This is a genomic window from Nonomuraea sp. CA-141351, assembly GCF_050944675.1.
Lineage (GTDB): Bacteria > Actinomycetota > Actinomycetes > Streptosporangiales > Streptosporangiaceae > Nonomuraea.
Genome location: NZ_CP191982.1, coordinates 7439048 through 7462050 on the forward strand (window position 1 = coordinate 7439048; position 23003 = coordinate 7462050).

Sequence of the window (23003 nt, forward strand, 5' to 3'; positions counted from 1 at the left end):
CCGTGTGGTGCGATGCAGGCCACTCACGCAAGTGAACGCTGACCGGAGGCGGGTGCCATGGCCGAAGTCCTCGAAGTCCGGGCCGAGATCCAGCGGGAGATCGCCGGCCGTACCGTGTGCGGACAGCTCCGGCACGTCGCCGAGCAGTACCCGGACGCGCCCGCGTACTCCGACCCCGAAGGGGGCGGCTGGACCACGCTGACCTACGCGCAGGCGCGCCAGAGGGTTCTGGAGATCGCCGCGGGCCTGGTCGCCCTGGGGCTGCAGCCGGGCGAGCCGGTGGCGCTGATGATGGTCAACCGGAGCGAGCACGTGCTCGCCGACCTGGGCGCGGTGCACGCGGGCGGCGTGGGCTGCACGGTCTACTCGACGTTCGCGCCCGAGCAGATCGCGTTCGTGGCAGGGGACGTGGGCGCCAGGTACGCGGTGCTGGGCGGTCCCGCCGAGCTGGCCCGCTGGCAGCCCGTGCTGGACCGCCTCGACGGCCTCCGCAAGATCATCATGCTCGAGGGGGCGCCCGCCGACGAGCGGTTCATGGCGTGGCAGGACTTACTCGAGCTGGGCCGCGCCCGGCTGGCCGTGGACCCGGGCGAGGTCGAGGCCCGCTGGCGCGCGGTCACGTCCGACGACATGGTCACCGTCCTCTACACCTCCGGCACGACCGGCATGCCCAAGGGCGTGCCCCTCACCCACGCGAACGTCTTCTACGAGGTCGCCGCCACCGACCGCATCACGAACCTGCCCGTCCTGGGCACGCAGGTCTCCTATCTCACGTACGCGCACATCGCCGAGCGGATCCTCAGCCTCTACGTGCCTCTGGTCAAGGCCTCCCACGTGCACTTCTGCACCGACCTGGCCAACCTGGGCACGACGCTGGGGCAGGTCAGGCCGATGATGTTCTTCGGGGTGCCGCGGGTGTGGGAGAAGATGATGGCCCGCCTGCTCGCCGTGCTCGCCACCCAGCCGGAGGAGCAGCAGGCCGCCGTCCGTCAGGCCATGGAAGCGGGCGCCGCGTACGTGGAGGCGGGCCAGTACGGCCGGACGATCACCCCCGAGATCCAGGCCGCCTACGACCAGGCCGACGCCTCGCTGCTGTCGATCATCCGCGGCATGATCGGCTTCGACCGCGCCGAGTGGACCGCCACCGGCGCCGCGCCGCTGCCCGCCGAGGTGCAGCACTTCTTCGCCGGACTCGGGCTCAAGGTCATCGACGTGTACGGCATGACGGAGACGACCGGGGCGTTCACCGGCAACGGCCCCTCCTGCTACCGCCTGGGCACGGTCGGCAGGGCCGAGCCGGGCGTCGAGATCCGCATCGCCGAGGACGGCGAGATCCTCACCCGCAGCCCGCTCAACACCCGCGGCTACCTCAACCGCCTCGAGTCCTCCGCCGACCTCATTGACGCCGACGGCTGGCTGCACACCGGCGACATCGGCACGGTCGACGAGGACGGCTTCTGCCGGGTGATCGACCGCAAGAAGGAGCTGATCATCACCTCGGGCGGCGAGAACATCTCCCCGGCCGAGATCGAGAACCACCTCAAGGAGCACATGCTCATCGGCCAGGCCCTCGCGTACGGCGACAACCGGCCGCACCCGGTGGCCGTGCTGACGCTGGACGGGGAGGTGGCGCCGGGCTGGGCGCAGGCGCGCGGCATCGCCTTCGGCTCGCTCGCGGAGCTGGCCGAGCACGCGGAGGTGCTCAAGGAGGTGGAGGCCGCGGTCGAGGCCGCCAACGCCAAGCTGGCCAGGGTGCAGCAGGTGAAGAAGTGGGCCCTGCTGGGCACCGAGTGGACGGCCGAGACGGAGGAGCTCACGCCGAGCCTGAAGCTCAAGCGGAGGATCATCCACGCCAAGTACGCCGACATCATCGAAGGGCTCTATGGCGATGCGCGTTCAGCGGATCACCAGAGGTAGCGAGGTCTGATCCGGCTTTGCCATTCGTGGCGTGTGTCGAGGTCCTGGTCATTACCGGATGGTTCCTACCGTCTCGATCATGATCAGAACCCTTCTTGCCGCCTCGCTCGCGGCGGGGCCGCTCTCCATGTCCGCGTCCCCGCCCGAGACCGAGCCCGAGCTCGCCATCCGCGCCATCACGGTACGTCCCGAGGAGCCCGTGGTGGGGGCGTACGACTCCATCCGCCTGGTGATCGACGTGGTCGCCAAGGGGACGCGGGGCAAGGACGGCGTCTCCGTCAAGGTCGAGCCCGGCGCCCCGCCCCGCCCCGTACTCGATGGCAAGCCGGACGACGAGTCTCTCGCCAAGCCGCCGGCGCCATCCCCGACCCCCACCCCGAGCGTGACCCGGTCCGCCGTACTCACGCCCGGCGCGGAGGCCCAGTCCGCCCCTGGAACGGGGGCCCAGCGCGCGATCAACGTGGGGGTCCGGCCCGTGGCTCCCGCGCTCGCCCAGGTGGCGGGGCAGGCCACGGGGCCCCTCAAGACGGCACGCGTGGCCGACGGCTGGGAGACCTGGCGCTTCCTGCCCGACAAGCGGCTGAACCGCTACTACCCGACCGGCACCTGGACGATCACCGCCACCGCCAGGGGACCGCGCGGCGCGACGGTCACCGAATACGCGTCGTTCCAGCTCAGGCGCGCCACGAGACTCACCTCGGTGATGGCGGAGAAGGCCGGGCGCTCCGGCGCGGTCCGGCTGAGCGGCTCGCTGAGGCGGGTGGATCCGCGCGGCTACACCGGATACGGACCGTTCGCCAAGCAGCCGCTGGAGATCCTGTGGCGCCCCGATGAGTCCACCGCCTGGGACGAGGCGGGGCAGGCGACCACGGACGCCTCCGGGGCCTTCGAGACGACGATCTCGGGCCGCACGGGCGGCCTCTGGCGCGTCCACTACCCCGGAACAGGACACTACGCACCAGACAGCTCTAAGTCCCAACAAATTACGCAATAACCAAAATACGGCTCTTGGTGTGGCCTTAAACCGTCGTTGCGGAATTGTGATCAACTTTACCGCAACTTTTCCTTACCCTTACGCGTCATTGGCGATGACGTGCCCCGATTCGGGGCCCGTTCAGACGGGGAAGGAATTTCGATTTGAAGATGCGACGTCTAGCCGCCGGCCTGGCGGCTGCCGCCCTGGGCGCGACGATGGTGGCCACCGCCGCCTCGCCGGCCCTCGCGGACCCGGACCCGGGTCTGGACCCGGATGTCGCGGGCTACACCAGCCTGCAGTTCGACGCGAACCCTGAGCCCGCGTGGCGGGGCCGGCCCATCAACCTCGAGGGCAAGCTCTCCGTGCAGTGCGACGAGGACTACATCAGTGGCTTCGTCTCGGTTCACCACGCGGACACCTGCAAGGGCCAGGAGCGCTGGCACCGCCTGGCCGGGAAGCGGATCGTGATCCTCTTCCAGCCCGGCGGCAGCGGCCGCTGGGAGTACGTGGACACGATCAGGACCAGCAGCAACGGCTACTTCTCGACGAGGGTGCCCGCCCGCACGTCCGGCACGTTCCGCGCGGTCTTCGAAGGCTCCCGCTGGCTCTCGCCGGCGGAGGGCAAGGACTGGGTCAAGGTCGTCGGCCACCGCCACTGACCACCCTGAGAATCGCCCGGCTGCTCCGCGGCCGGGCGTTTTTCATGCGTGAGCTCTCTTCGCGGGGCCGAGCCTCTCGGCTGAGGACTTTATGCGTTCGAAGCCACGGCGCGTGACCCTTCAGGGCCGGGCCGCGGCGCCGGGCCAGTAGGAGACGGCGACCTGGACACGGTGATGCCTGGGCCGCTCGACCTCGTCCAGCACCGCCACCGCCAGGTCGGCGAACGACAGCGGCGGCTCCAGCGCCGGCACCTGCCCGCCGCCGATCCGGTACCGCCCCGTCCTGGACGCCGAGTCGTCGAGGAACACGGGCGGCGGCGCGAGCACCACCCAGTCGAGCTCCGCCCCCTCGAACACCTCCAGCTCCGCCGCGTGCCCCAGCGAGAACGCCCGGGCGTCGGCCGGAAAGTCCGGCGTGTCCACGAGCCGGACCCCCGGCGAGACCTCCAGCAGGCTCCCGATCCCGAGAGCCACCAACCGGGACACCCCGGCCCGCGCCAGGCCGCCGGTCAGGGCCCGGGCCGCGGCCGTGTAGAACTCCTCCGACGACATGTCCATCCGGGCCGCCGCCTGGACGGCCGCGTCGTGCCCCGCCGCCGCCTCCGCCACGCCGTCGAGGTCGGTGACGTCCCCGGCGACCACGCGTACCCCCGCTTCAGGCGCATCCGTAAGTGCCGGATACTTCGCGGGATCCCGCACCACGGCCGTCACCTCGTGCCCGCGCCCGGCCGCCTCCGCGACCACCCGCCTCCCGGCCCGCCCGCCGGCGCCGAAGACCACGATCTTGCTCACTCTCACCACGCTCCGTTCGTGTGGCCGGACTTCCCGGTCACGCGCCGACGGTAAAGGGTGAGATGTCGCTTTCCGCAACGATAGTTACTCCCGTGGACCGCGTCCCAGCGGTCCACCGCAGGTAGCGGAATATGCACCTACGATGTCGGAATGGCCGAGCCACTCGATCCGGACATGTTCGCCGGATGCCCACCGGTAGCCGCGCCCATCCGCGTCGGCGACAAGTGGACCGCGAAGATCATCCGCTGCCTGGAGTCGGCCCCGCGGCGCTTCAACGAGCTCCAGACGACGCTGCGCGGCATCACCCCGAAGGTGCTCACCGAGTCCCTGCGCGCCATGGAACGCGACGGCCTGCTCACACGCACCGCGTACGAGGAGATCCCGCCGCGCGTCGAGTACGAGCTGACCGAGCTCGGCCGCAGCCTGCTCGAGCCCATGAACGCGGGCTGCGAGTGGTCGAGACGGCACCTGGCCGAGCTGATGCACGCCAGGGAGGCCTGGCACGAGGCCGCACGATAGAGAACCACGACCAGCGGGGCCTGATCCATCGACAAGTCACACCATCGTGACGAGCGCCTCCGACGCGTGCGGGGTGCCGGTGGGGCCGTGGTCGCGGGCGGCGCGGATGCGGGTGACCACGTCCGTCAGCACCTGGGGCGGCTGCGTGAAGGGCAGGCGGAGGTAGTTCTCCAGGGTGCCCTCCAGGCCGAACCAGGGGCCGGGCGCGAGGCGTACCCCGTGATGGGCGGCCGCCTCCGCGAGCGGGGTGGCGCCGGTGCCGTCCAGGCGCACCCACAGGGTGCCGCCTCCGCGCGGCACCGTGAACGTCCACTCCGGCAGGTGCTCGCGCAGCCCCGCCACCAGCGCGTCGCGCGAGGCGCGCAGCGTGCGGCGGCGCTCGGCCCGCGTCTCCTCCAGGCGGTCGAACAGCCGCGCCACCACGAGCTGCTCCAGCACCGGGCTGGCGATGTCCACGGCGGCGCGGAACATGGCCAGCCGGCGCGCCAGCGCGGCCGTGGTGCGTACCCAGCCGATGCGCAGCCCGCCCCACCACAGCTTGGAGGCCGAGCCGATGCTGATCACGCGGCTGTCGGTGTCGAACGCGGCGGCCGGCGACGTTCGCGGCACCTCGTCCAGTGCCAGCTCCGACCACGTCTCGTCCACCAGCAGCACCGTCCCGGCGCGCCGGGCCGCGCCCACGATGGCGGCGCGGGTGGCGTCGTCCATGAGGGCGCCCGTCGGGTTCTGGAAGTCGGGCATGAGGTACGCCAGCCGCACCCCCGACTGGCGCATGCCCCCGGCCACCAGGTCGGCCGGCCAGCCCTCGTGCGTGATGCCCACCGGGACGATCCTGGCGCCGCGCTGCCGGGCCACGTCGATGGCGTGCGGGTACGTCGGCGACTCCACGAGCACCGGGTCGCCCGCGCCGACGAGCAGGCCGAGCACGAGCTGGATGGCGTGCTGCGAGCCGGTCGTGACGAGGATCTGCTCCGGCCGGGTGGCCAGGCCCCTGGCGGTGTAGCGGGCGGCGACGCGCTCCCTGAGGACCGGCAGGCCCATGGGGTCGTAGCCGTTGCCCATGCCGTACCTGGGCACATCCTCCACCGCCTCGAGCATCACCTCCCGCAGGACCGCCGGCGCGGGCGGGGCCGCGCTCTGGATCTGGATGAGGCCGTCGCCGTCGGTGCCGAGCCACGGGTTGTCCGTCGTGGTGGCCGGGTCGGGCAGGGCTGTCCAGCTCCCTGAGCCCTGGCGGCTCTCCAGGTAGCCGCGCTCGCGCAGCAGGTCGTAGGCCGAGGTCACGGTGGTGCGGCTGACCTTGAGGGTCTCGGCGAGGTGGCGTTCCGCGGGCATGCGCACGCGTACCGGGATCTGGCCGTCCATGATGCGGGCGCGCACGCCGTCGGCGAGCGCGCGGTAGTACGGGCGCGCCGCCGGGTCGATCTCGATGAGCCGCGCCACCTGGGTCGCCGACAAATGCCTCATCAGGCCACTTTTCGCGATTGGCTCTGTTTTGGCAAATCCAGTGGATGCCACTCTGGGGCCACTATGAGCGAAGCGACCCTCCCCAGGCGCAGTTCCCTTCCCGCCCGCCTCGTCCGGTTGTACGGCGGGCTCGCGCTGTACGGCACCGGCATCGGCCTCCAGGTGGAGTCCGGGCTGGGAAACGACCCGTGGGACGTGTTCCACCAGGGCCTGGCCGTCAGGACCGGGCTGTCCATCGGCACGGTCATCATCGCGGTCGGCGCTCTGGTGATGCTGCTGTGGATCCCGCTGAAGCAGAAGCCCGGGATCGGGACCGTCAGCAACGTCCTCTTCCTGGGCCTCTTCGCGGACGCCGCGATCTTCCTGCTGCCCACGCCGTCGCACCTGGTCCTCCAGTGCCTGTACGTGGCGCTCGGCGTGGTCTCCATCGCCCTGGCCACCGTGCTCTACATCGGCGCCGGGATGGGGCCGGGTCCGCGTGACGGCATCATGACCGGGCTGGTACGGCTCGGCCTGTCGGTACGGCTCGGGCGTTTCCTCATCGAGATCACCGTCCTGGCCGCCGGGTGGCTGCTCGGCGGCACCGTGGGCGTGGGAACTCTGGTGTTCGCGCTGGCCATCGGCCCGCTGACCCAGCTGTTCACCCGCTGGTTCCCCCTGACGTGATCCCGTGGCCGGGCCGGGCATGACGCGACATGATCGGACCCGGTCACGGGATCGCCCCATGCGCGAGTAACGTCAAGGCATGCGGATCGAGGATTACGCCCTGATCGGAGACATGCAGTCCGCGGCGCTGGTCGGCAGAGACGGATCGGTCGACTGGCTGTGCCTGCCCAGGTTCGACTCGCCGTCGTGCTTCGCGGCGCTGCTCGGCAGCGAGCGCAACGGGCACTGGTGGCTCGGGCCCACGGGCCGGCGGCCTGCGACGCGGCGTCGTTACCGTCCCGACACGCTCATCCTGGAGAGCGAGTGGGACACCCCGACGGGCACGGTCCGCGTGATCGACTTCATGCCGCCCCGCGACCGCAACCCCGACGTGGTGCGCATCGTGGAGGGCGTCTCCGGGAGCGTGGAGGTCTCCACGCAGCTCAGGGTGCGTTTCGACTACGGCAGGATCGTGCCGTGGGTGCGCCGCAGCAACGGTCATCTGCAGGCCATCGGCGGCCCCGACTCGGTGTGGCTGCACTCCCCCGTGCCGCTGAAGGGCGGCGACTACGCGCACCGGGCCACGTTCACGGTGAAGGAGGGCGAGCGGCTGCCGTTCGTCTTCACGTGGCACCCGTCGCACGAGCCGATGCCGCGGCAGATCGACGCCGAGACCCAGCTCGCCGAGACCGAGGCCATGTGGGCGGAGTGGGTGGCCCGATGCACGTACGAGGGGCCGTACCGCGAGGCCGTGGTGCGGTCGCTGATCACGCTGAAGGGCCTCACCTACTCCCCGACCGGCGGCATCGTCGCCGCGCCCACCACGTCACTCCCCGAGGACCTGGGCGGGGTGCGCAACTGGGACTACCGGTTCTGCTGGCTGCGGGACGCGACCATGACGCTCGACGCGCTGATCAGCTCCGGCTACCTGGAGGAGGCCGCGGACTGGCGCTCGTGGCTGCTGCGGGCCATCGCGGGGCGGCCCCAGGACCTGCAGATCATGTACGGCGTCGCGGGCGAGCGCCGGCTGCCCGAGCTCACCCTGGACTGGCTCGACGGCTACGAGGACTCCCGGCCCGTGCGGATCGGCAACGAGGCGGTCAAGCAGCTCCAGCTCGACGTGTACGGCGAGGTGATGAACTGCCTGTACGTCTCGCGCACCCGCGGCCTGTCCGCCGACGACCGGGCGTGGACCATTCAGCGGCAGCTCCTCGACTACGTGGCGGAGCACTGGGACGAGCCGGACGAGGGGCTGTGGGAGGTGCGGGGGCCGCGCCGGCATTTCGTGCACTCGAAGGTCATGTGCTGGGCGGCGATGGATCGGGCGGTCAAATACGTCGAGCGGTTCGGGCGTACCGGGCCGGTCGAGCGGTGGCGGACGTTGCGCGACAGCATTCACGCCGAGATCTGCTCGAAGGGGTTCGACGCGCGGCGCAACACCTTCACGCAGTCGTACGGGTCGTCGGAGCTGGACGCGGCGCTGCTGCAGATGCCCGTCGTCGGTTTCCTGCCGATCGACGATCCGCGGATGGCGGGGACCGTCGCGGCCATCGAGAAGGAGCTCATGTCGGACGGGTTCGTGCTGCGCTACCCGCTGGCGGCCGACAACGACGTCGACGGGCTGACGGGTGGTGAGGGGGCCTTCCTGGCGTGCAGTTTCTGGCTGGTGGAGGTGATGGCGATGCAGGGCCGCAAGGAGGAGGCCGAGGATCTGTTCGAGCGGCTGCTGGGGCTGCGCAACGACGTGGGGCTGCTGGCGGAGGAGTACGACCCGCGCTATGGCCGGCTGGTCGGCAATTTCCCGCAGGCGTTCAGCCACGTGCCGTTGATCCACGCCGCCCGCGCGCTGTCGTAGGTCACCGTCCGGCGCCCCGCCACGTAGGCGGCTCCCCGCACGATCGTGTGGGTCTGGGTGGCGGTGCCGCCCGCGTTCATGGAGAACTATCAGGGTGGCGGCACGCGCCGATCCCCCAGCGTTCATGCCTGCTTCATCCCGTTACGCCACGCTCCCGCCGTAGCCGGAGCACCAACTTCCGGCGGGACGGAGAGAGCAGCATGAGCCACGGGCATCACCACCATCCGCATGAGCACCTCGAACCCGGTGGTGAAGGGGAGGCGCGGGACCTGTCGGTTCCCGACGAGGAGCTGGCACCGGGGCAGTTGTCGCGGCGGCGGATGTTCCGGCGGGCCGGATTGCTGGGGGCCGGGCTGACCGCCGCCGGGATGCTGAGCGCGCAGGGTGAGGCGGCGGCGGCCACGGAGCCGGAGCTCGCCGCGCGCGGGCGGGAGCCGAAGGACGGGTATCTGTGGCTGGCGGGTGACCACCACATCCACACCCAGTACAGCTCGGACGCCATGTACCGGGTGATCGACCAGGTACGGCACGGCAACGCGTACGGGCTCGGCTGGATGGTCATCACCGACCACGGCGGCGCGACGCACGCGAAGATCGGCGTGGACAAGGTCAACCCGGACATCGTCGCGGCCCGCGAGGCCGTCAAGGACACCCTGGTCTTCCAGGGGCTGGAGTGGAACATCCCGGGGGCCGAGCACGGCACCGTGTTCGTCGCCCCGGGGAAGGGCGAGGTCGAGACGCTCAAGGAGTTCGAGAACTCCTTCGACGGGTCGGTGAAGGGAGCCGGCGCGAACACGCCGCAGAACGAGGCACTGGCCATCGCCGGGCTAAACTTCCTCGCCGAGGCGGTGCGCAAGCGGCGGATCCCGGACGCGATGTTCCTGGCCAACCACCCGTCGCGCAAGGGCATCGACTCGCCGCACGAGATCCGCGGCTGGCGCGACGCCCAGCCGTCGATCGCGGTCGGCATGGAGGGCGCGCCCGGGCACCAGGCCGGCGGCATCCCCAAGCCGAACGGTCCCGGCGGCGGTCGCGGGCTCTACGACGGCGGTCCCAGCGCCGACTCCTTCCCCGGGTACCCTCCCGAGAGCTACAAGACGTTCGGCGGGTTCGACTGGATGACCGCCACCGTGGGCGGGCTGTGGGACAGCCTGCTGGCCGAGGGCAAGCCCTGGTGGATCACGGCGAACTCCGACTCCCACGTCGTGTACGGCGACGCCAGCGACCGCGGCCCGAACAGCGACTTCAACGCCAACGGGCGTTACGAGGACCCCATCTACAAGGGCGTGCCCAACCTCGGGGCCAGCGACTTCTGGCCGGGCTATTACAGCCGCACCCACGTCGGCAGCGAGAACTTCACCCACCGGGCGCTCATGGACGCGCTGCGTGCCGGCCGGGTCTGGGTGGACCACGGCGGGCTGATCAGCGGCCTGGTGGTGCGGGCCCGCGCGGCCGGCACCGGGCAGCGCGGCGTGACGCTCGGCGACACCCTCCAGGTACGCCAGGGCGCCCGCGTCGAGCTGGCCATCGAGGTCACCCTGGCGGGGCGGCCGAACTGGGCGCAGGTCGTGCCCACGCTGGCCCGGGTGGACGTCATCCAGGGCGACGTCACCGGCCCCGCCACCGACAAAGACACCTTCACGACGCCGAACACCAAGGTCGTGAAGTCCTACGAGGTGGGTGAGAACAGCGGCACCGTCACGTTCACGTACCAGCTGGGGGCGATCGACCGGCCCGTGTACGTGCGGCTGCGCGGCACGGACGGCAAGCGCTCGGCTCCCGGGCTGCTGGGGGCGGCCGTGGACCCGAACGGGCCGCAGATCGACGTCTACGGCGACGCCGACCCGTGGAACGACCTGTGGTTCTACAGCAACCCGATCTGGGTGCTGCCGCGCCGATGACCGCGGACACCGGTTCCCCGCTCCCTCGCCGAGGCGCCACGATGATCTCGCGGGTCCCCGCCCTCGCCGAGGTTACGCGATGATCCTCGGCATCGACACGGGCGCGCGTACCGTTGCCGAGGCCGAGCACCTGCTCCACACCGTGGTGCGGGCGCTCGGCCTGCCGGGCGACACGGTCGGCTGCACCCACTTCGTCCCCGCGGGCCTGGCCGGCGAAGAGCCACATGTCGCCTGCTCGCTGGCCGTGCCGGGGCCCGTGGAGCCGCCCCCCGGGCCGTCGTGGGCGCTGGGCGACGCGCGTACCGGACCACTCGCGGCGGGGGCGGCGCTGGCGGCGGCCGAGCACGCCGCGCGGCGGAGCGGGCGCGTGGTCACCTACCCCGGCCGCGACCTGCTCGCCGGCACGGTCACCGTGGGCACGATCCTCGGCGACTCGGCCATCGACCGGGTGCTGCTGCTCGCCTCCCCCGAACCGCCCCATGCCGGCACCCCTGTCCTCACCAGCGACCACGTCAGGCCCGTCTGGCGCGACGGCCTGATGACCCTGCTCACCATGCCCGCCGCCGGCGGCCGCCTCGCCCCTGCCGAGGTGCCGAACCCGACTCCCTGCTGCGCCGACCACGCCTGACACCGATCCACGGCGGCAGGTACGGCCCGTCGCGTGTTCAGCCCCACGCCTGGCCGGCGTGCCCCCTCGCCCCGGGACTGCCCGCGCGCAGGACCCGGGGTGAGGCGCCCAGCTCGCGACGGCAGGCCTTGTTGAACGCCTGCAGGTCCGGGATCCCCACCGCCGCCGCTATCGCCGGAATCGCGAGGGTCGACTCGCGCAGCAGGTGCAGCGCGCGGGACATCCTCCTGCGGCGGATGTAGGCCACCACGGTGTGTCCCGTCTGGGCGCGGAACAACCGGGTGAGGTGGTTGTGCGACACCCCGGCCGCGCGGGCGATGCCGGGGACGGTCAGCGGCGCGGCGAGGTCCGCGTCGATGTGCTCCATGGCGGCCGCCACGACGGCGTGCGCGCTGCCGGCCACGGGCAGGTTCGCCACCCGCCACAGCACCGTCCACACCTCCGCCGACGCCCGCGCCCTGGTGTCGGGGACGGCCGCGATGGCCTGGCGCAGCGAGGCGGCGATGAGCGGCGCCTGGTCCCCGGCGTCCCGCATGACGGGGACGACCCGCCGCTCGTCCAGGCCGGCCAGCCTGAAGTGCGCGTACAGGTGCTCGGACCTGCCCCGGTAGCGGTAGTGCACCTCCGCGCCCGGCGGGATCAGGCTCACGCGGCCGGGCTTGATCTCGTGCACGGTGCCCTCGAGCACCAGTTCGGCGGCGTACCCGTACAGGTGGAGCTGCCAGAGGTCGGGCAGCCGGAACACGTCGTGCGAACTGACCACACCATGCACGCCCACCCCCGCCCCCGCCACCGCGGGGGGCTCGGAGAGCGCGATCTCCACCTGTCGCACAGCGCCTTGTTTACACCAGTTGGGGAGAATGGACCAGTAGTTGATGATTGCAACCAACGACACTGCTGATGTCCGGTTCTAGCTTCGAGGCATGCGAACCACCACCACCCTGACTACCTTGCTGACCTCAGTACAGGTCGCCGGATTCGTGGCCGCCGGCTACCTGCGGCTCGACGGGGTCGTCCCGGACGAGCTCAACGACCAGGCGATCGACGTGCTGCAGGCGGGCATCCCGCGCCCGCCCTACGGAACCCCGGTAGCCCAGGCCTACCCCGAGGGATCGTTCGCCCGCCGGCTGATCGAGCTGCCGGCCGTCGCCGGCGCCCTGCGCTCGCTCGTCGGCCCCGATCCGACCGTCGACCACCACGCCGTGCACGTACGCGAGCCGCACGAGGGCCACGCGCAGCCGCTGCACGCCGACGCCATCATCGACACCCGCATGGACGCGTTCGACGTGCAGCTCATGTACTACCCGCGCGAAGTGACCGCGGACATGGGCGGCACCCTCGTGGTGCCGGGCAGCCACCTGCGCCGGATCAACGAGAGCGACACCGGCCGCTACCAGAACCTGCGCGGCCAGACCCGGCTGACCTGCGCGGCCGGGACCGTGATGCTGCTCCACCACGGCATCTGGCACGGCGGGCGACGCAACGACAGCTCCATCCGGCGCTACATGTTCAAGATCCGCTTCAACCCGACCGTGCCGCAGGTGCGGCTCTGGGACACCTCCGACCTGGACGACCCCGCCGTCGTGGCCGAGCTGGGACGGCGTTTCCCCTGGTACGAGCAGGCGAGCGGGCGGCTGGAGGTCCACAACCGGGTGCGGCTGTGGCGGGCCATGACCAACGATCCCTCGTTCGACGTCGACTATTGGACCACTCGCGTGAACAACCGCCCCGGGAGGGTCGCATGAAGCAGCAGGTGCTCGTTCTCTATCTGGCCACCTCCGCGCTCGACGCCCCCGTGGTGGGCTGGTCGCGGTACGACGGCACCGGGCGTACCGACCCTACGGCGGGCGACGGGGACGAGCCGCCGTACGAGACGGGGGTGGACGCGTTGCGGGACGGCTGGCGGCTGTTCCAGGCGTCCCAGCTCATCCCGCCGTATCCGGGGCACGAATACGACACGTCGTTTCTGAAGCACGAGTTCTTCTTCGAGAAACTGTCGTAACCCGGGCGTGCAGCCTATCGTGTGATCGCCTGATCGGGTCCGAGGAAGGAGCGGGATGCCGGACATGCGCCCGCTCCAGCCGGGCGACCCCGAGCAGATCGGCTCGTACCGGCTCGTCGGCGTGCTCGGCTCCGGCGGGCAAGGGGTGGTATACCGAGGGGTCGGCGACCGTGAGGTGGCGATCAAGGTGCTGCACGGCCACTTCAGCCACGACGACGACATCGCCAAGGGGTTTCTGCGGGAGGTGGAGGCGGCACGGCGGGTGGCCGCGTTCTGCACGGCGGCGGTGCTGGACGTCGGGATGGTGGACGACCGGCCGTACATCGTCAGCGAGTACGTGCCGGGCGACACGCTGCAGGCGGTGGTCCGGGCCTCGGGGCCGCGGGAGGGCGGGGCGCTGGACCGGCTGGCGATCTCCACGCTGACCGCGCTGACGGCCATCCACCAGGCCGGGATCGTGCACCGGGACTTCAAACCGGGCAACGTGCTGATGGGGCCCGACGGGCCGATCGTCATCGACTTCGGGATCGCCAAGGCGCTCGACGCCACGACCGGGACCTCCGTGCCTGTCGGGACCCCCACGTACATGTCGCCCGAGCAGTTCGAGGGAGAGCGGGTGGGGCCCGCCTCGGACGTGTTCAGCTGGGCGGGGACGATGGTGTTCGCCGCCACCGGGCGCACGCCCTTCGCGGGGGACACGGTCGCGGCCATCGTGAACCACGTGCTGAGCGGCGTTCCCGACCTTTCCGGGGTGCCGCCGCACCTGCTGGGCGCGATCGAGGCGTGTCTGTCCAGGGATCCGGCCGCCCGGCCGGGCGCGGCCGAGTTGTTGCAGCAGCTCATCCGGCAGGTGAACCCCACGGGCCGGCCACTCGCCCCGCCGCTCGCCCAGGCAGGGCATGGGTCCGTGGCCGATGCGGACACCGCGCCGGGGCGGCGCGGGTCGATCGGCCGGCGGGCGTTGATCGGCGGTGGGGCCGCCGCCGCGGCCGTGGGGGTCTCAGCGTTCGCCCTCCTCCGGCCCGGGAGCGGCCTCCTCGACCCGGACGGCCGGCGCACCGGCCGGCCCGTCGGGGACACCTCCTCAGGGAGCCTGGCCCAGTCCCCCGGCACGGCGTCACCGAACCCGGCCGCGTCCGCCGAGCCCTTCGGCACGCAGACCGGCGATCCCGTACCCCTGCCCGCGACGGACGGCGCGCCCACGGCGATGGCCGCCGAAGGGGGCACCGTCGTCGGGACCGCCAAGGGCGCGGTGTTCGCGTGGGACCTGGGCCCCGAGGTCACCCGGCTCGGTGACGGTGGCGGCTCGGCCGAATGGGTGTGCGCCGGCAGCCTCGGCGGGACACCGGCGGTGGCCTCCGGTCACCACGACGGCCGGATGCGGCTGTGGCGCCCGGCGGGCGGGAGCCTCGCCTCGCGCAAGGTGAGTGACCCCGTCATCGCCGTCACCGTCACGGCGGGCGCGGCGGTCGCGGTGTCGCAGAAGTACGACGACATGCGGGACCTCCACAGCGTCGTACGGCTGTGGAACATCTCCACCGGCAAGCAGATCGGCCCCGCGATCAGCGACCACTTCCAGGGTGTCAGGGGGCTGGCGTTCGGCAGGCTGGGTGAGGACGACGTGCTCGTCACGGGAGACGGCGGCGAGCGGGTCCGGGTGTGGCGCCTGTCGGACGGGAAGCCGCTGCGCTCCTTCCGCACCGGGGAGGTCGGCGGGATCGAACTGCTGGCCTGCGGCGAGATCGACGGCAGGCCCGTCCTGGTCTCGACCCACCTGGACGCGACGCTGCGCGTGTACGACTTGGCGACCGGCAAGCGCAGGAAGAAGTGGGAGTTCAGCGACCAGGCTCCGGATGACCGCGGCGCCACGGCCCTCGTCGCGGGCCGGATCGGCGACGTGCCCGTGGCCGTCGTCGCCCACGCCCCGTGGAACGGCGACGTCATCGTCCGGGTCTGGAACCTCGGCGACGGGGACGTCATCGGCGTGCTCGGCCCGGGTCCCGGCGGGGCGATCCGCAGACTCGCGCTGGCCGAGCGGGACGGCCGGCCGATGATCGCCGGAGCGGGCGAGGACCGGAAGCTGCGCATCTGGAGCCTCGGCCCGGCCTGACTCAGGCCCCGGCCGGGCATATTCCGGTGATCCCGAAACCCGTGTTTCGGGCCTGGGATGTGAATCCGCGCGGGAGCGCTCCCAATCGTTCTGTATCTCGTTTGAACTGCGAATACACTGGATCATTGGATCCGCTGTCCAATGAAGACATCGCCGCAAGACGCCGCCACTGCGCCGGAGCGGAGGTCTTGACATCCCAGGCAGACACCTCCATACCGGTTCGTCACTACAACGTTCCATGTTTTCAGATATCTTGAACTAACGTCATTGAGCTGGCCTTTTGTTACCGCACTACGGTTAGTCAAAAGGCCAGACAATTCCGGCGGGTCCGATATTTGGTATTGAGATCACCATTGCGGGAACAGCTGACATACTGCGTTTGGGAGCGCTCCCGCGAGCGCGTTCCCCCCATGACGTCCCCCCACGAGGACCGGCTGTGAACCATCCCGACCCCCTGCTCGACGCCCGGCGCCCATGGGCCGCGCACATCTGGTGGATCGCCCTGGCCATCGGCGCGGCCGGCTTCGCCTTCGTCTGGCTGGCCACCCCCCACGCCCGCGAGATCGACGCCGCCTGGCAGCTGGTGGCCAAGCTGCTCGCCTTCGCCTTCCTGTGCTGCGCGATCGCCTTCTTCCCGTGGGTGTCGCCACGCCTGAACTGGTTGCTGTATGTCCCATTCGTCTTCCTGACCGGCTACCTGATCCCGAGGATCAGCTGGTTCTACTACGGGGACGGCGCGCGGGCGCAGGGCGACAGCTTCTACACCCACCTGTACCTGCTGCTGTACCCGGGGATCGTGCTCACGGTCGCCGCCGCGTACCGGATCGGCGGCGGCTCCCCCGGCCGCTGCCTGAAGATCATGGCCACCGGCGTGCTGCTCGTGTTCTCGGGCTTCCTGGACGTGATGTGGCAGGTGGTCAACCCGATTGAGATCCCCGACCGAATCGACGCCCCCCACATCAACCTGTTCACCGGCGGGCCGATCTCGTTCGGCGCGGCGATCTGGTTCACGCTCGCCCACGTCCCCTTCATCGTGGGGATCAACCTGCTTCCCCTTGACCGCTGGATCGCGCGCCTGACGGGAGCCGGCGCGGACGCCACCCGGAGGAGGTGACCATTTGCCGAACGCGCCTGCGGCGCCGCCCCTCATCGAGATCTCGGTGGCGGCGCCCGCGTACAACGAGGCGGAGAACATCGCGGCCGCGGTGACGGAATGGCGGGAGTACCTGGAGCGCAACCCGGCGATCGGCGCTTGGGAGATCGTCGTGTGCGACGACGGCAGCGGCGACGCGACCGGGAAGATCCTGGAGGAACTGCGGGAGGACTGCCCGCGGCTCGTCGTCGTCACGTTCGAGCGCAACCGCGGCGCGGGGGCCGCCATCGCGGCCGCGATCGCGCGTACCCGGATGGACTGGGTCGTGCTGCTGGACTCCGACGGACAGTTCCCGATCGCCAACCTGGACCGGTTCATCGAACGCATCCGCTCGGGGGCGGGGCTCGCGTTCTCGGGCGCCCGGATCAGGAAGGCCGACAGCCTGCCGTACCGGTGGGGGTCGGCGGCCAGCGGCGCGGTCAGCAACCTGCTGCACCGCACCCACTACCGCGACTTCAACTCGATCTTCAAGGTGGTGTACGGGCCGCTGTTCCGCGCGCTGCCGCTGGAGTCGGCCGGGATGAACTGCTCGACCGAGATCACGGCCCGCGTCTCCGAGCTGGGACACGCGTGGGTGGAGCTGCCGATCGAGCATCGCGAGCGGGGCGGCGGCAGCCGGGGCTGGCGCTTCTGGCAGGGGGCGCGCGACCGGGCCCTGTTCGTGGGGTACCTGGGGCTGCGCCACTGGCTGGTGCGCCGTGGCGTGCTGCGCGTCCCGGTCCTGGACGAGGAGGTCCGGTGAGGGTTTCCCTGTTCAGCGGCGGGCGGGGCGCGGCCGGGATCGCGCGCGCCCTGCTGCGCAGGCCGGGGCTGGAGCTGTCCCTGCTGATCAACGGGTACGACAACGGCCTGTCCACCGGCGCGCTGCGCCGCTACCTGCCGGGCATGCTCGGACCGTCGGACTTCCGCAAGAACCTCCTGCTCCACCTGGACCGCGGCGACCCCCGCCGGGAGCTGCTCGAACGCCGGCTCGCGCCCGGCACGACGGCCGCGGACCTGGAGCGGCTGATCGACGGGCCGCTGGACTACCGGATCGCCCGGGAGCTGCGGGTCTTCGCGGGACGGCTGCGCGCCGAGCCCGACGGGCTCGACCTGGCCGACTGCGCGCTCGGCAACCTCGTGTTCGCCGGGGCGTACCTGCGGCTGGGCGAGGACTTCAACGCCGCGGTACGCGCGTGCGCGCGCATGTTCGGGTCTCCGGCGAGGCTGCTCAACGTGACGGCCGGCGAGAACGCGTTCCTGGTCGCGCTCAAGGAGGACGGGCGGGTGCTGGCCGACGAGGCGGACATCGTCGCGCCGCAGGACGCGGCGGCCATCACGGGGCTGTTCCTGCTGCGGGAGCCGCTGACGGCCGCCGCGCGCGCCGAGCTGGCGGGGCGGCCGCCGGAGCGGGTGCGGGAGCTGCTCGCCCGGCACGCGGCCGGGATCTCGCCCAACCCCGAGGCGCTGGAGGCGGCCCGGGACAGCGACCTCGTCGTGTACGGCCCCGGCACGCCGCACTCGTCGCTGCTGCCCAGTTACCTGACGCCGGGCGTTGCCGAGGCGATCGCGGAGAGCCGGGCCGCGGCCAGGGTGTTCGTCGTCAACATCGGGGGCGACCACGACATCCAGGGGCTGACGGCCACCGATCTGGTGGATCGCACGCTGGCGTACCTGGGCGACCCGGGCAACGAGCGGCGGACGATCACGCACGTCCTCAGCCATCACGGCGCGTCCGGCGGGCCCGCGGTGCCGCGCGGGGTCGTCGAACGCGGCTGCTGGGCGGGGGCGCGCTGGATCAGCGTGGACCTGGAGGACGCCGAGCGTCCCGGCACGCACAGCGGCCCGCGCACGGCCGAGGCGCTCCAGGCCGTGGTCGGCGAGATCCCGCTGGCGCGGGCCGGATGAGCGGCCCCACAGGCCCGGCAGACGCTCCCCGGGGAGGCGTCGCCGGCGCGAGTGTGCCGCTTGCCGGGCGGCGGGTGTGGTTGTGCGATCTCGACGGGACGCTCGTGGACTCGTTCCCCGCCCACGAGGCCGCCTTCCGCCAGGCCATCGCGGAGCTCGTCCCGGCGGCGCTCCCGTCCTTCCGGTACACCGACCACGCGGGCGCGAGCACCGCCGAGGTGGCCGCCCTGCTGACCGCCGGGGACCGCGAGGTGGCCGGACGGCTGGCGCGGCGCAAGCAGGACCTCTACCGGGAGTCCGTCGAGCGGGGCCGGGTCCGGCCGTTCCCGGGGGCGCGCCGGCTGCTCGACCGGCTGTCCGGCGAGGGCCGGGTGGCGTACCTGGTCACCAGCGGAAGCCGGGGGTCGGTGGAGCGGGTGCTGGCGGGCTCGTCCCTGGGGGCGTGCTTCCGTGACGTGCTCACCGCCGACGACGTGCCGGTGAGCAAGCCGGACCCGGAGTTCTACCGCCTGGCCTGCCGCCGCTGGCTCGTCGATCCGGCCGAGGCCGTCGTGCTGGAGGACTCCCCTCACGGGGTGGCCTCCGCCGTCGGGGCCGGGCTGGCGACGCTGCACGTCCACACCGCCGAGCCGGCACCCGGCGCGGTCGCGGTACGCGGCCTGGACGACATCGTGTCCCTCTTGGAGATGAATTGAGCATCTGTGCGGTGATACCGGCCGCCGGGCGCGGCACCAGGCTGGGCCAGGGCATCCCGAAGATCATGATCGAGGTCGCCGAGGGTGTCACCGTGTGGCACCTGCTGCTGCGGCGGCTGCGGCCGTGGACCGAGCGCATCCACGTCGTCCTCTCCCCCGACGGCGAGGCCCCGTTCCGGGACCTCGCGGCCGTGGAGATCGGCGCGGGCGCGGTGTCGGTGAGCGTCCAGGAGCGGCCGACCGGCATGGGAGACGCGATCTTCGGGGCCGCGGGGCACTGGGCGGCGTACGAGACGATCCTGGTGGTCTGGGGCGACCAGGCGAACCTCTCCCCCGCGACCGTGCGCGAGGTCGTCGCCGCCCACCCGGGCAAGGGGCTGACCCTGCCGCTGGTGCCGATGGCCGAGCCGTACGTGGAGTACGAGTTGTCCGAGGGCCGGCTCGTACGCGTGCGGCAGTCCCGTGAGGGCGACGAGTGCCGCCCGGGCGGGCTCAGCGACGTCGGCGTGTTCTGCCTGGCCACCGAGGGGCTGGGGGCGGCGTGGGAGCGGTACACGGCGGAGGCGGCGCAGGGCGCGGCCACCGGCGAGGTGAACTTCCTGCCGTTCCTGCCGCACCTGTCGCGGGCCGAGGGCCTGCCGGTGACCGTGGTGCCGGTGGCCGACCCGGACGAGGCGCGCGGCATCAACACGGCGGACGATCTGGAGTTCGCCAGGCAGGCGTACCAGCGGTGCAGGTCCTGAGGGAACGCGCGGCGGGCCTGCGGTGGGCGGCCGGGCCGACGCTGGTGAGCACGGTGGCCAGCGGCACGGCGGCGGCGACCACGCTGGTCATCGCCCGCGGGGCGGGGGCGAGCGCGTTCGGCCAGTTCACGGTGGTACTGTCGATCGCGCTGATCGTCACCGTCGGCATGCTGACGAGCCTGCACTACGTGATGCTGCAGGAGCTGCCCAGGGCGGATCCGGAGCGGCGGCCCGAACTGGTGGCCACGGCGCTGCCGGCCGCGCTGGCGGTGACCGCCGGGCTGGCCGTGCTGGGCATGCTGGCGGCGCCGCTGCTCACGTCCGCGCTGAACGTGGACACCCGCACGCTCGGCTTCGGCCTGGCGCTGGCGGCGTCGATGACGGTGAACCAGCTCGCCGAGAGCTTCCTGCGCGGGCTGAGTCGATTCGCCTTCGTGGCGGGGCTCAAGCTGGCCATCGCGATCGTCTACCTGGCCACCGCCACGTACTGCCTGCTGGTGCTGGGCGTCAGGGAGGCCGAGCCGTACCTGGTGGGCCTGATCGCCACGAACGTGGCGTTCGCCGTGGCGGCGCTGGCGGCGGTGCGGCCGCGGCCGCGCCTCTGGTCGGCCCGGCTGGCCCGGTCGCTGTACCGGCACGGCATGTACGTGACGGTCATCGCCGCGCTCACCGGCGTGCTGTTCGGCATCGACGTGATCTTCCTGAACCACTGGGCGACCCCGGCCGACGTCGGCGTGTACTCGGTCTACAACGGCTTCCCCAAGCGGCTGCTCGGCGTGGTGTTCACCGACGGGATCGGGCTGGTGCTGCTGCCCGCGATGGCCACCTCGGACAAGCCGCTGCTGATGCGGCGGATCGCCCGGCTGGTCCCGGCCGTGGCCGGGGTCACGGCTCTGGTCTCGTTCGCCGCCAGCACGGTGTTCTTCCTGCTGATGAGCGGCGACTACCCGTACTCACCGGGCCTGATGGCGCTGTCAGCGCTCGGCATCGGCGCGCACACGGCGTTCAACCTGTACTCCGTCGCCCTGTCCATGGACGGGGTGCGCGGGGCGAAGGTGCTCATCGGCTGCCTGGCGGCGGGGACCCCGCTCGCGCTGGCCGCGCTGGCCGCCTGCATCCGCTGGCAGGGCCTGGCCGGGGGGCTCGTGGGTTTCGCGCTGGCCAACCTCGTCCTGCTGGCCGTCGTGGCAGCGGCGGCCGCCCGCATCTACCGGCCCGTGGAAGGCGCCGCATGAGGATCGCCTACGTCGTCAACCAGTTCCCGCCCAACATCACCGCCGGCCTGGGCAGGTACGTCGAGCTGATCACGCCGTACCTGGCCCGCGATCACGAGCTGACGGTGTACACGCTGAACGACGGCCACCAGCCGGTGGACGAGAGCGTGGGCGGCATCCGCGTGCACCGGCCGCGGAGCGTCTTCATCCGCGGGAAGCGGCTCAACCGCACCAAGCGCGCGGAGTTCCTGCTGCTCGCGTTGCAGGTCGTGGTCAGCAACTGGCGTTACTTCCTGCGGCTGTGCCGCCGCGGTGAGCGGCCCGACCTGGTGGCCGTGCACGACTCCACGAACTTCCTGTCGGGCCTGCTCTGCCACTACGTGCTGCGGCTGCCGGTGGTCTTCCACTTGCACACCACGGAGTACGGGGTCGCGCCGCAGCGCAGCATCACCGACCCGCTCAACGTGTTCGCGGCGCTGGAGCGGTGGCTGGCCAGGATCTCCCGGCGCGTGGTGGTGGCCACGCCGGAGGTGGGCGACCAGCTCCAGGCCGCGGGCTGGGACCGGACGCCCATCGACGTCGTGCCGCTGGGCGGGACGTACGAGGCGGTGCTCCCGTCGTACGGGCGGGACACGCTGCGTGCCGGGGCGCGGGCCCTGCGCGAGAGGCTGGGGCTGCCGGAAGGGGATCCGGTGCTGCTGTTCGTGGGCAGGATCGAGCGGCAGAAGGGCGTCTACCAGCTCCTCGAGGCGATGCGGGCGGCGGCGGACGCGGTGCCGGGGCTGCGGCTGCTGATCGTCGGTGAGGGTGACGTGGCGGGCGTCGAGCGCATCGTCGCCTCGACGGGGCTGCGGGGGCGGGTGCTGGCCGGCGGCAGGTTCGTCGAGGGCCGGGAGCTGCTGGAGCACTACGAGCTGGCCGACGCGTGCGTGTTCCCGTCGCTGTTCGAGCCGTTCGGGCTGGTGGCGACCGAGGCGATGGCGATGGGGCGGGCGACGATTCTGGGCGACGGCTTCTCGCGGCTCTTCCTCGGGCCCGATCCGCAAGCGCCCGCGGCGTACTTCGTGCGGGCGAGCGAGCCCGCCGACATCGCGCGGGGCGTGATCGAGGTCATGACCGACGCGGCGCTGCGCCGCGGGCTGGCGGAGCGGGGCGAGCGGTTCGTCAGCGAAAGTCTCAGCTGGTCCCGCGCCGCCGCCGAGACGGCCGGGGTGTATCACGAGGCGGCGAAAACGACCGCCCGCTGAAATCGACGCCAATTCGATAACGTTATGTCATCGACAGAATGCGGAGAGTGACTGACGCCTGCACGACTCCTTCCGCGACACGCCCGCGTCCAATCGCCGTCAAATTTTACCTGCGCGCTTCCCGCCCGAATTCCGGTGCGGCTCGCCACATATTCCAGAATCAATCTGCCGCAGATAAGCGAATATTCAGAATGCTCAGGCCCGGCAGTGCGGGCGCACGGCGAAATATCTCCGCCGACCCTCCGAAATGGTTTGGCCCGGCATTGAAGGGGCTCGGAGGCTCATGTTCCGTTTTGTACGCGTTCATATGGTTTCACCCTTATTGTCCAACCCTCCTGGAGCAGGAGATTTGCGGCCTGACGGGCACATGTACAATCATCGTGTTCAAGCTTGCAGCCAGGACATTGTGGCTGCAGGTCGCGGAGGGCCGGCTCTCAATATGAGAGGCAAATCCGTTCCCGCCGTGATTCCGGCGCGACTGTCTGCTGACTTCAGGTGGGGCGCCGGGACCGGTTGAAAGCGAAGAGGTCTCCTGGGCAAACAGGAGACCTCTTCGTCATTTCTCCCCGTGACGTCTCATTACGGCCGTCACG

General features: G+C 71.5%; 21 protein-coding genes. 18 read left to right on the plus strand and 3 right to left on the minus strand.

Features of this window, described 5'->3' with window-relative positions:
- Nucleotides 1–57: 57 nt before the first annotated feature.
- The 3 genes from ACQPWU_RS35155 (at nucleotide 58) to ACQPWU_RS35165 (ending at nucleotide 3552) form a co-directional block, all read left to right on the plus strand.
- Entirely contained in the window at nucleotides 58–1917 is a 1860-nt protein-coding gene (locus tag ACQPWU_RS35155; protein WP_433429551.1) for an AMP-dependent synthetase/ligase, read from the plus strand.
- 79 nt (nucleotides 1918–1996) lie between these two features.
- Nucleotides 1997–2911 carry a hypothetical protein gene (locus ACQPWU_RS35160; RefSeq protein ID WP_433429553.1) on the plus strand — a complete coding sequence of 305 codons (915 nt, stop codon included), beginning with the start codon at nucleotides 1997–1999 and terminating at the stop codon, nucleotides 2909–2911.
- A gap of 149 nt (nucleotides 2912–3060) precedes the next feature.
- Nucleotides 3061–3552: a hypothetical protein gene (locus ACQPWU_RS35165; protein WP_433429554.1), complete on the plus strand. Its 492-nt coding sequence runs from the start codon at nucleotides 3061–3063 to the stop codon at nucleotides 3550–3552.
- 120 nt (nucleotides 3553–3672) lie between these two features.
- Here ACQPWU_RS35165 and ACQPWU_RS35170 read toward each other — a convergent pair whose 3' ends face one another.
- Nucleotides 3673–4344, minus strand: coding sequence for an NAD(P)-dependent oxidoreductase (locus tag ACQPWU_RS35170; RefSeq protein WP_433429556.1), 672 nt, complete (start codon nucleotides 4342–4344; stop codon nucleotides 3673–3675).
- A gap of 150 nt (nucleotides 4345–4494) precedes the next feature.
- Here ACQPWU_RS35170 and ACQPWU_RS35175 point away from each other — a divergent pair, with 150 nt between their 5' ends.
- Nucleotides 4495–4863 carry a winged helix-turn-helix transcriptional regulator gene (locus ACQPWU_RS35175; RefSeq protein WP_433429557.1) on the plus strand — a complete coding sequence of 123 codons (369 nt, stop codon included), beginning with the start codon at nucleotides 4495–4497 and terminating at the stop codon, nucleotides 4861–4863.
- Nucleotides 4864–4899: 36 nt separating this feature from the next.
- Here ACQPWU_RS35175 and ACQPWU_RS35180 read toward each other — a convergent pair whose 3' ends face one another.
- The gene (locus tag ACQPWU_RS35180) at nucleotides 4900–6330 is read right to left on the minus strand and encodes a PLP-dependent aminotransferase family protein (RefSeq protein WP_433429559.1); all 1431 of its coding nucleotides are present in this window, start codon (nucleotides 6328–6330) and stop codon (nucleotides 4900–4902) included.
- Nucleotides 6331–6393: 63 nt separating this feature from the next.
- Here ACQPWU_RS35180 and ACQPWU_RS35185 point away from each other — a divergent pair, with 63 nt between their 5' ends.
- The 4 genes from ACQPWU_RS35185 to ACQPWU_RS35200 all read left to right on the plus strand — a co-directional run bounded on the left by ACQPWU_RS35185 (nucleotide 6394) and on the right by ACQPWU_RS35200 (nucleotide 11359).
- Complete coding sequence (locus ACQPWU_RS35185; RefSeq protein ID WP_433429560.1) at nucleotides 6394–6996, plus strand: YczE/YyaS/YitT family protein; 603 nt, start codon at nucleotides 6394–6396, stop codon at nucleotides 6994–6996.
- Nucleotides 6997–7075: 79 nt separating this feature from the next.
- Nucleotides 7076–8830: a glycoside hydrolase family 15 protein gene (locus tag ACQPWU_RS35190; protein WP_433429562.1), complete on the plus strand. Its 1755-nt coding sequence runs from the start codon at nucleotides 7076–7078 to the stop codon at nucleotides 8828–8830.
- Between the two features lie 200 nt (nucleotides 8831–9030).
- Nucleotides 9031–10731 (plus strand): hypothetical protein, encoded by a 1701-nt coding sequence (locus ACQPWU_RS35195; RefSeq protein ID WP_433429563.1) that lies wholly within the window; start codon nucleotides 9031–9033, stop codon nucleotides 10729–10731.
- Between the two features lie 79 nt (nucleotides 10732–10810).
- Entirely contained in the window at nucleotides 10811–11359 is a 549-nt protein-coding gene (locus ACQPWU_RS35200) for a hypothetical protein (RefSeq protein ID WP_433429565.1), read from the plus strand.
- 37 nt (nucleotides 11360–11396) lie between these two features.
- Here the strand turns inward: ACQPWU_RS35200 and ACQPWU_RS35205 are convergent, their stop codons facing one another.
- Nucleotides 11397–12191 carry a helix-turn-helix transcriptional regulator gene (locus ACQPWU_RS35205; RefSeq protein WP_433429566.1) on the minus strand — a complete coding sequence of 265 codons (795 nt, stop codon included), beginning with the start codon at nucleotides 12189–12191 and terminating at the stop codon, nucleotides 11397–11399.
- Between the two features lie 91 nt (nucleotides 12192–12282).
- Here ACQPWU_RS35205 and ACQPWU_RS35210 point away from each other — a divergent pair, with 91 nt between their 5' ends.
- The 10 genes from ACQPWU_RS35210 (at nucleotide 12283) to ACQPWU_RS35255 (ending at nucleotide 22410) form a co-directional block, all read left to right on the plus strand.
- Nucleotides 12283–13104: a phytanoyl-CoA dioxygenase family protein gene (locus tag ACQPWU_RS35210; protein WP_433429568.1), complete on the plus strand. Its 822-nt coding sequence runs from the start codon at nucleotides 12283–12285 to the stop codon at nucleotides 13102–13104.
- Complete coding sequence (locus ACQPWU_RS35215) at nucleotides 13101–13361, plus strand: hypothetical protein (RefSeq protein ID WP_349448871.1); 261 nt, start codon at nucleotides 13101–13103, stop codon at nucleotides 13359–13361. Before ACQPWU_RS35210 ends, ACQPWU_RS35215 begins: the two co-directional genes overlap by 4 nt.
- A gap of 55 nt (nucleotides 13362–13416) precedes the next feature.
- The gene (locus ACQPWU_RS35220; RefSeq protein WP_433429570.1) at nucleotides 13417–15471 is read left to right on the plus strand and encodes a WD40 repeat domain-containing serine/threonine protein kinase; all 2055 of its coding nucleotides are present in this window, start codon (nucleotides 13417–13419) and stop codon (nucleotides 15469–15471) included.
- Between the two features lie 436 nt (nucleotides 15472–15907).
- Nucleotides 15908–16585, plus strand: a complete 678-nt coding sequence (locus ACQPWU_RS35225) for a hypothetical protein (protein ID WP_433429571.1) — start codon at nucleotides 15908–15910, stop codon at nucleotides 16583–16585.
- Nucleotides 16586–16589: 4 nt separating this feature from the next.
- Nucleotides 16590–17366 (plus strand): glycosyltransferase family 2 protein, encoded by a 777-nt coding sequence (locus ACQPWU_RS35230; RefSeq protein ID WP_433429572.1) that lies wholly within the window; start codon nucleotides 16590–16592, stop codon nucleotides 17364–17366.
- On the plus strand, nucleotides 17363–18511 hold the full coding sequence (locus ACQPWU_RS35235) for a 2-phospho-L-lactate transferase CofD family protein (protein WP_433429573.1): 1149 nt from the start codon (nucleotides 17363–17365) through the stop codon (nucleotides 18509–18511). Before ACQPWU_RS35230 ends, ACQPWU_RS35235 begins: the two co-directional genes overlap by 4 nt.
- Nucleotides 18508–19206: an HAD family hydrolase gene (locus ACQPWU_RS35240; protein WP_433429574.1), complete on the plus strand. Its 699-nt coding sequence runs from the start codon at nucleotides 18508–18510 to the stop codon at nucleotides 19204–19206. Before ACQPWU_RS35235 ends, ACQPWU_RS35240 begins: the two co-directional genes overlap by 4 nt.
- Complete coding sequence (locus tag ACQPWU_RS35245; protein ID WP_433429575.1) at nucleotides 19203–19949, plus strand: NTP transferase domain-containing protein; 747 nt, start codon at nucleotides 19203–19205, stop codon at nucleotides 19947–19949. Before ACQPWU_RS35240 ends, ACQPWU_RS35245 begins: the two co-directional genes overlap by 4 nt.
- Nucleotides 19937–21184, plus strand: a complete 1248-nt coding sequence (locus ACQPWU_RS35250) for a lipopolysaccharide biosynthesis protein (RefSeq protein ID WP_433429577.1) — start codon at nucleotides 19937–19939, stop codon at nucleotides 21182–21184. Before ACQPWU_RS35245 ends, ACQPWU_RS35250 begins: the two co-directional genes overlap by 13 nt.
- Complete coding sequence (locus tag ACQPWU_RS35255; protein WP_433429578.1) at nucleotides 21181–22410, plus strand: glycosyltransferase family 4 protein; 1230 nt, start codon at nucleotides 21181–21183, stop codon at nucleotides 22408–22410. The genes ACQPWU_RS35250 and ACQPWU_RS35255 overlap by 4 nt, the downstream gene beginning before the upstream one ends.
- The last annotated feature ends 593 nt before the right edge of the window (nucleotides 22411–23003 follow it).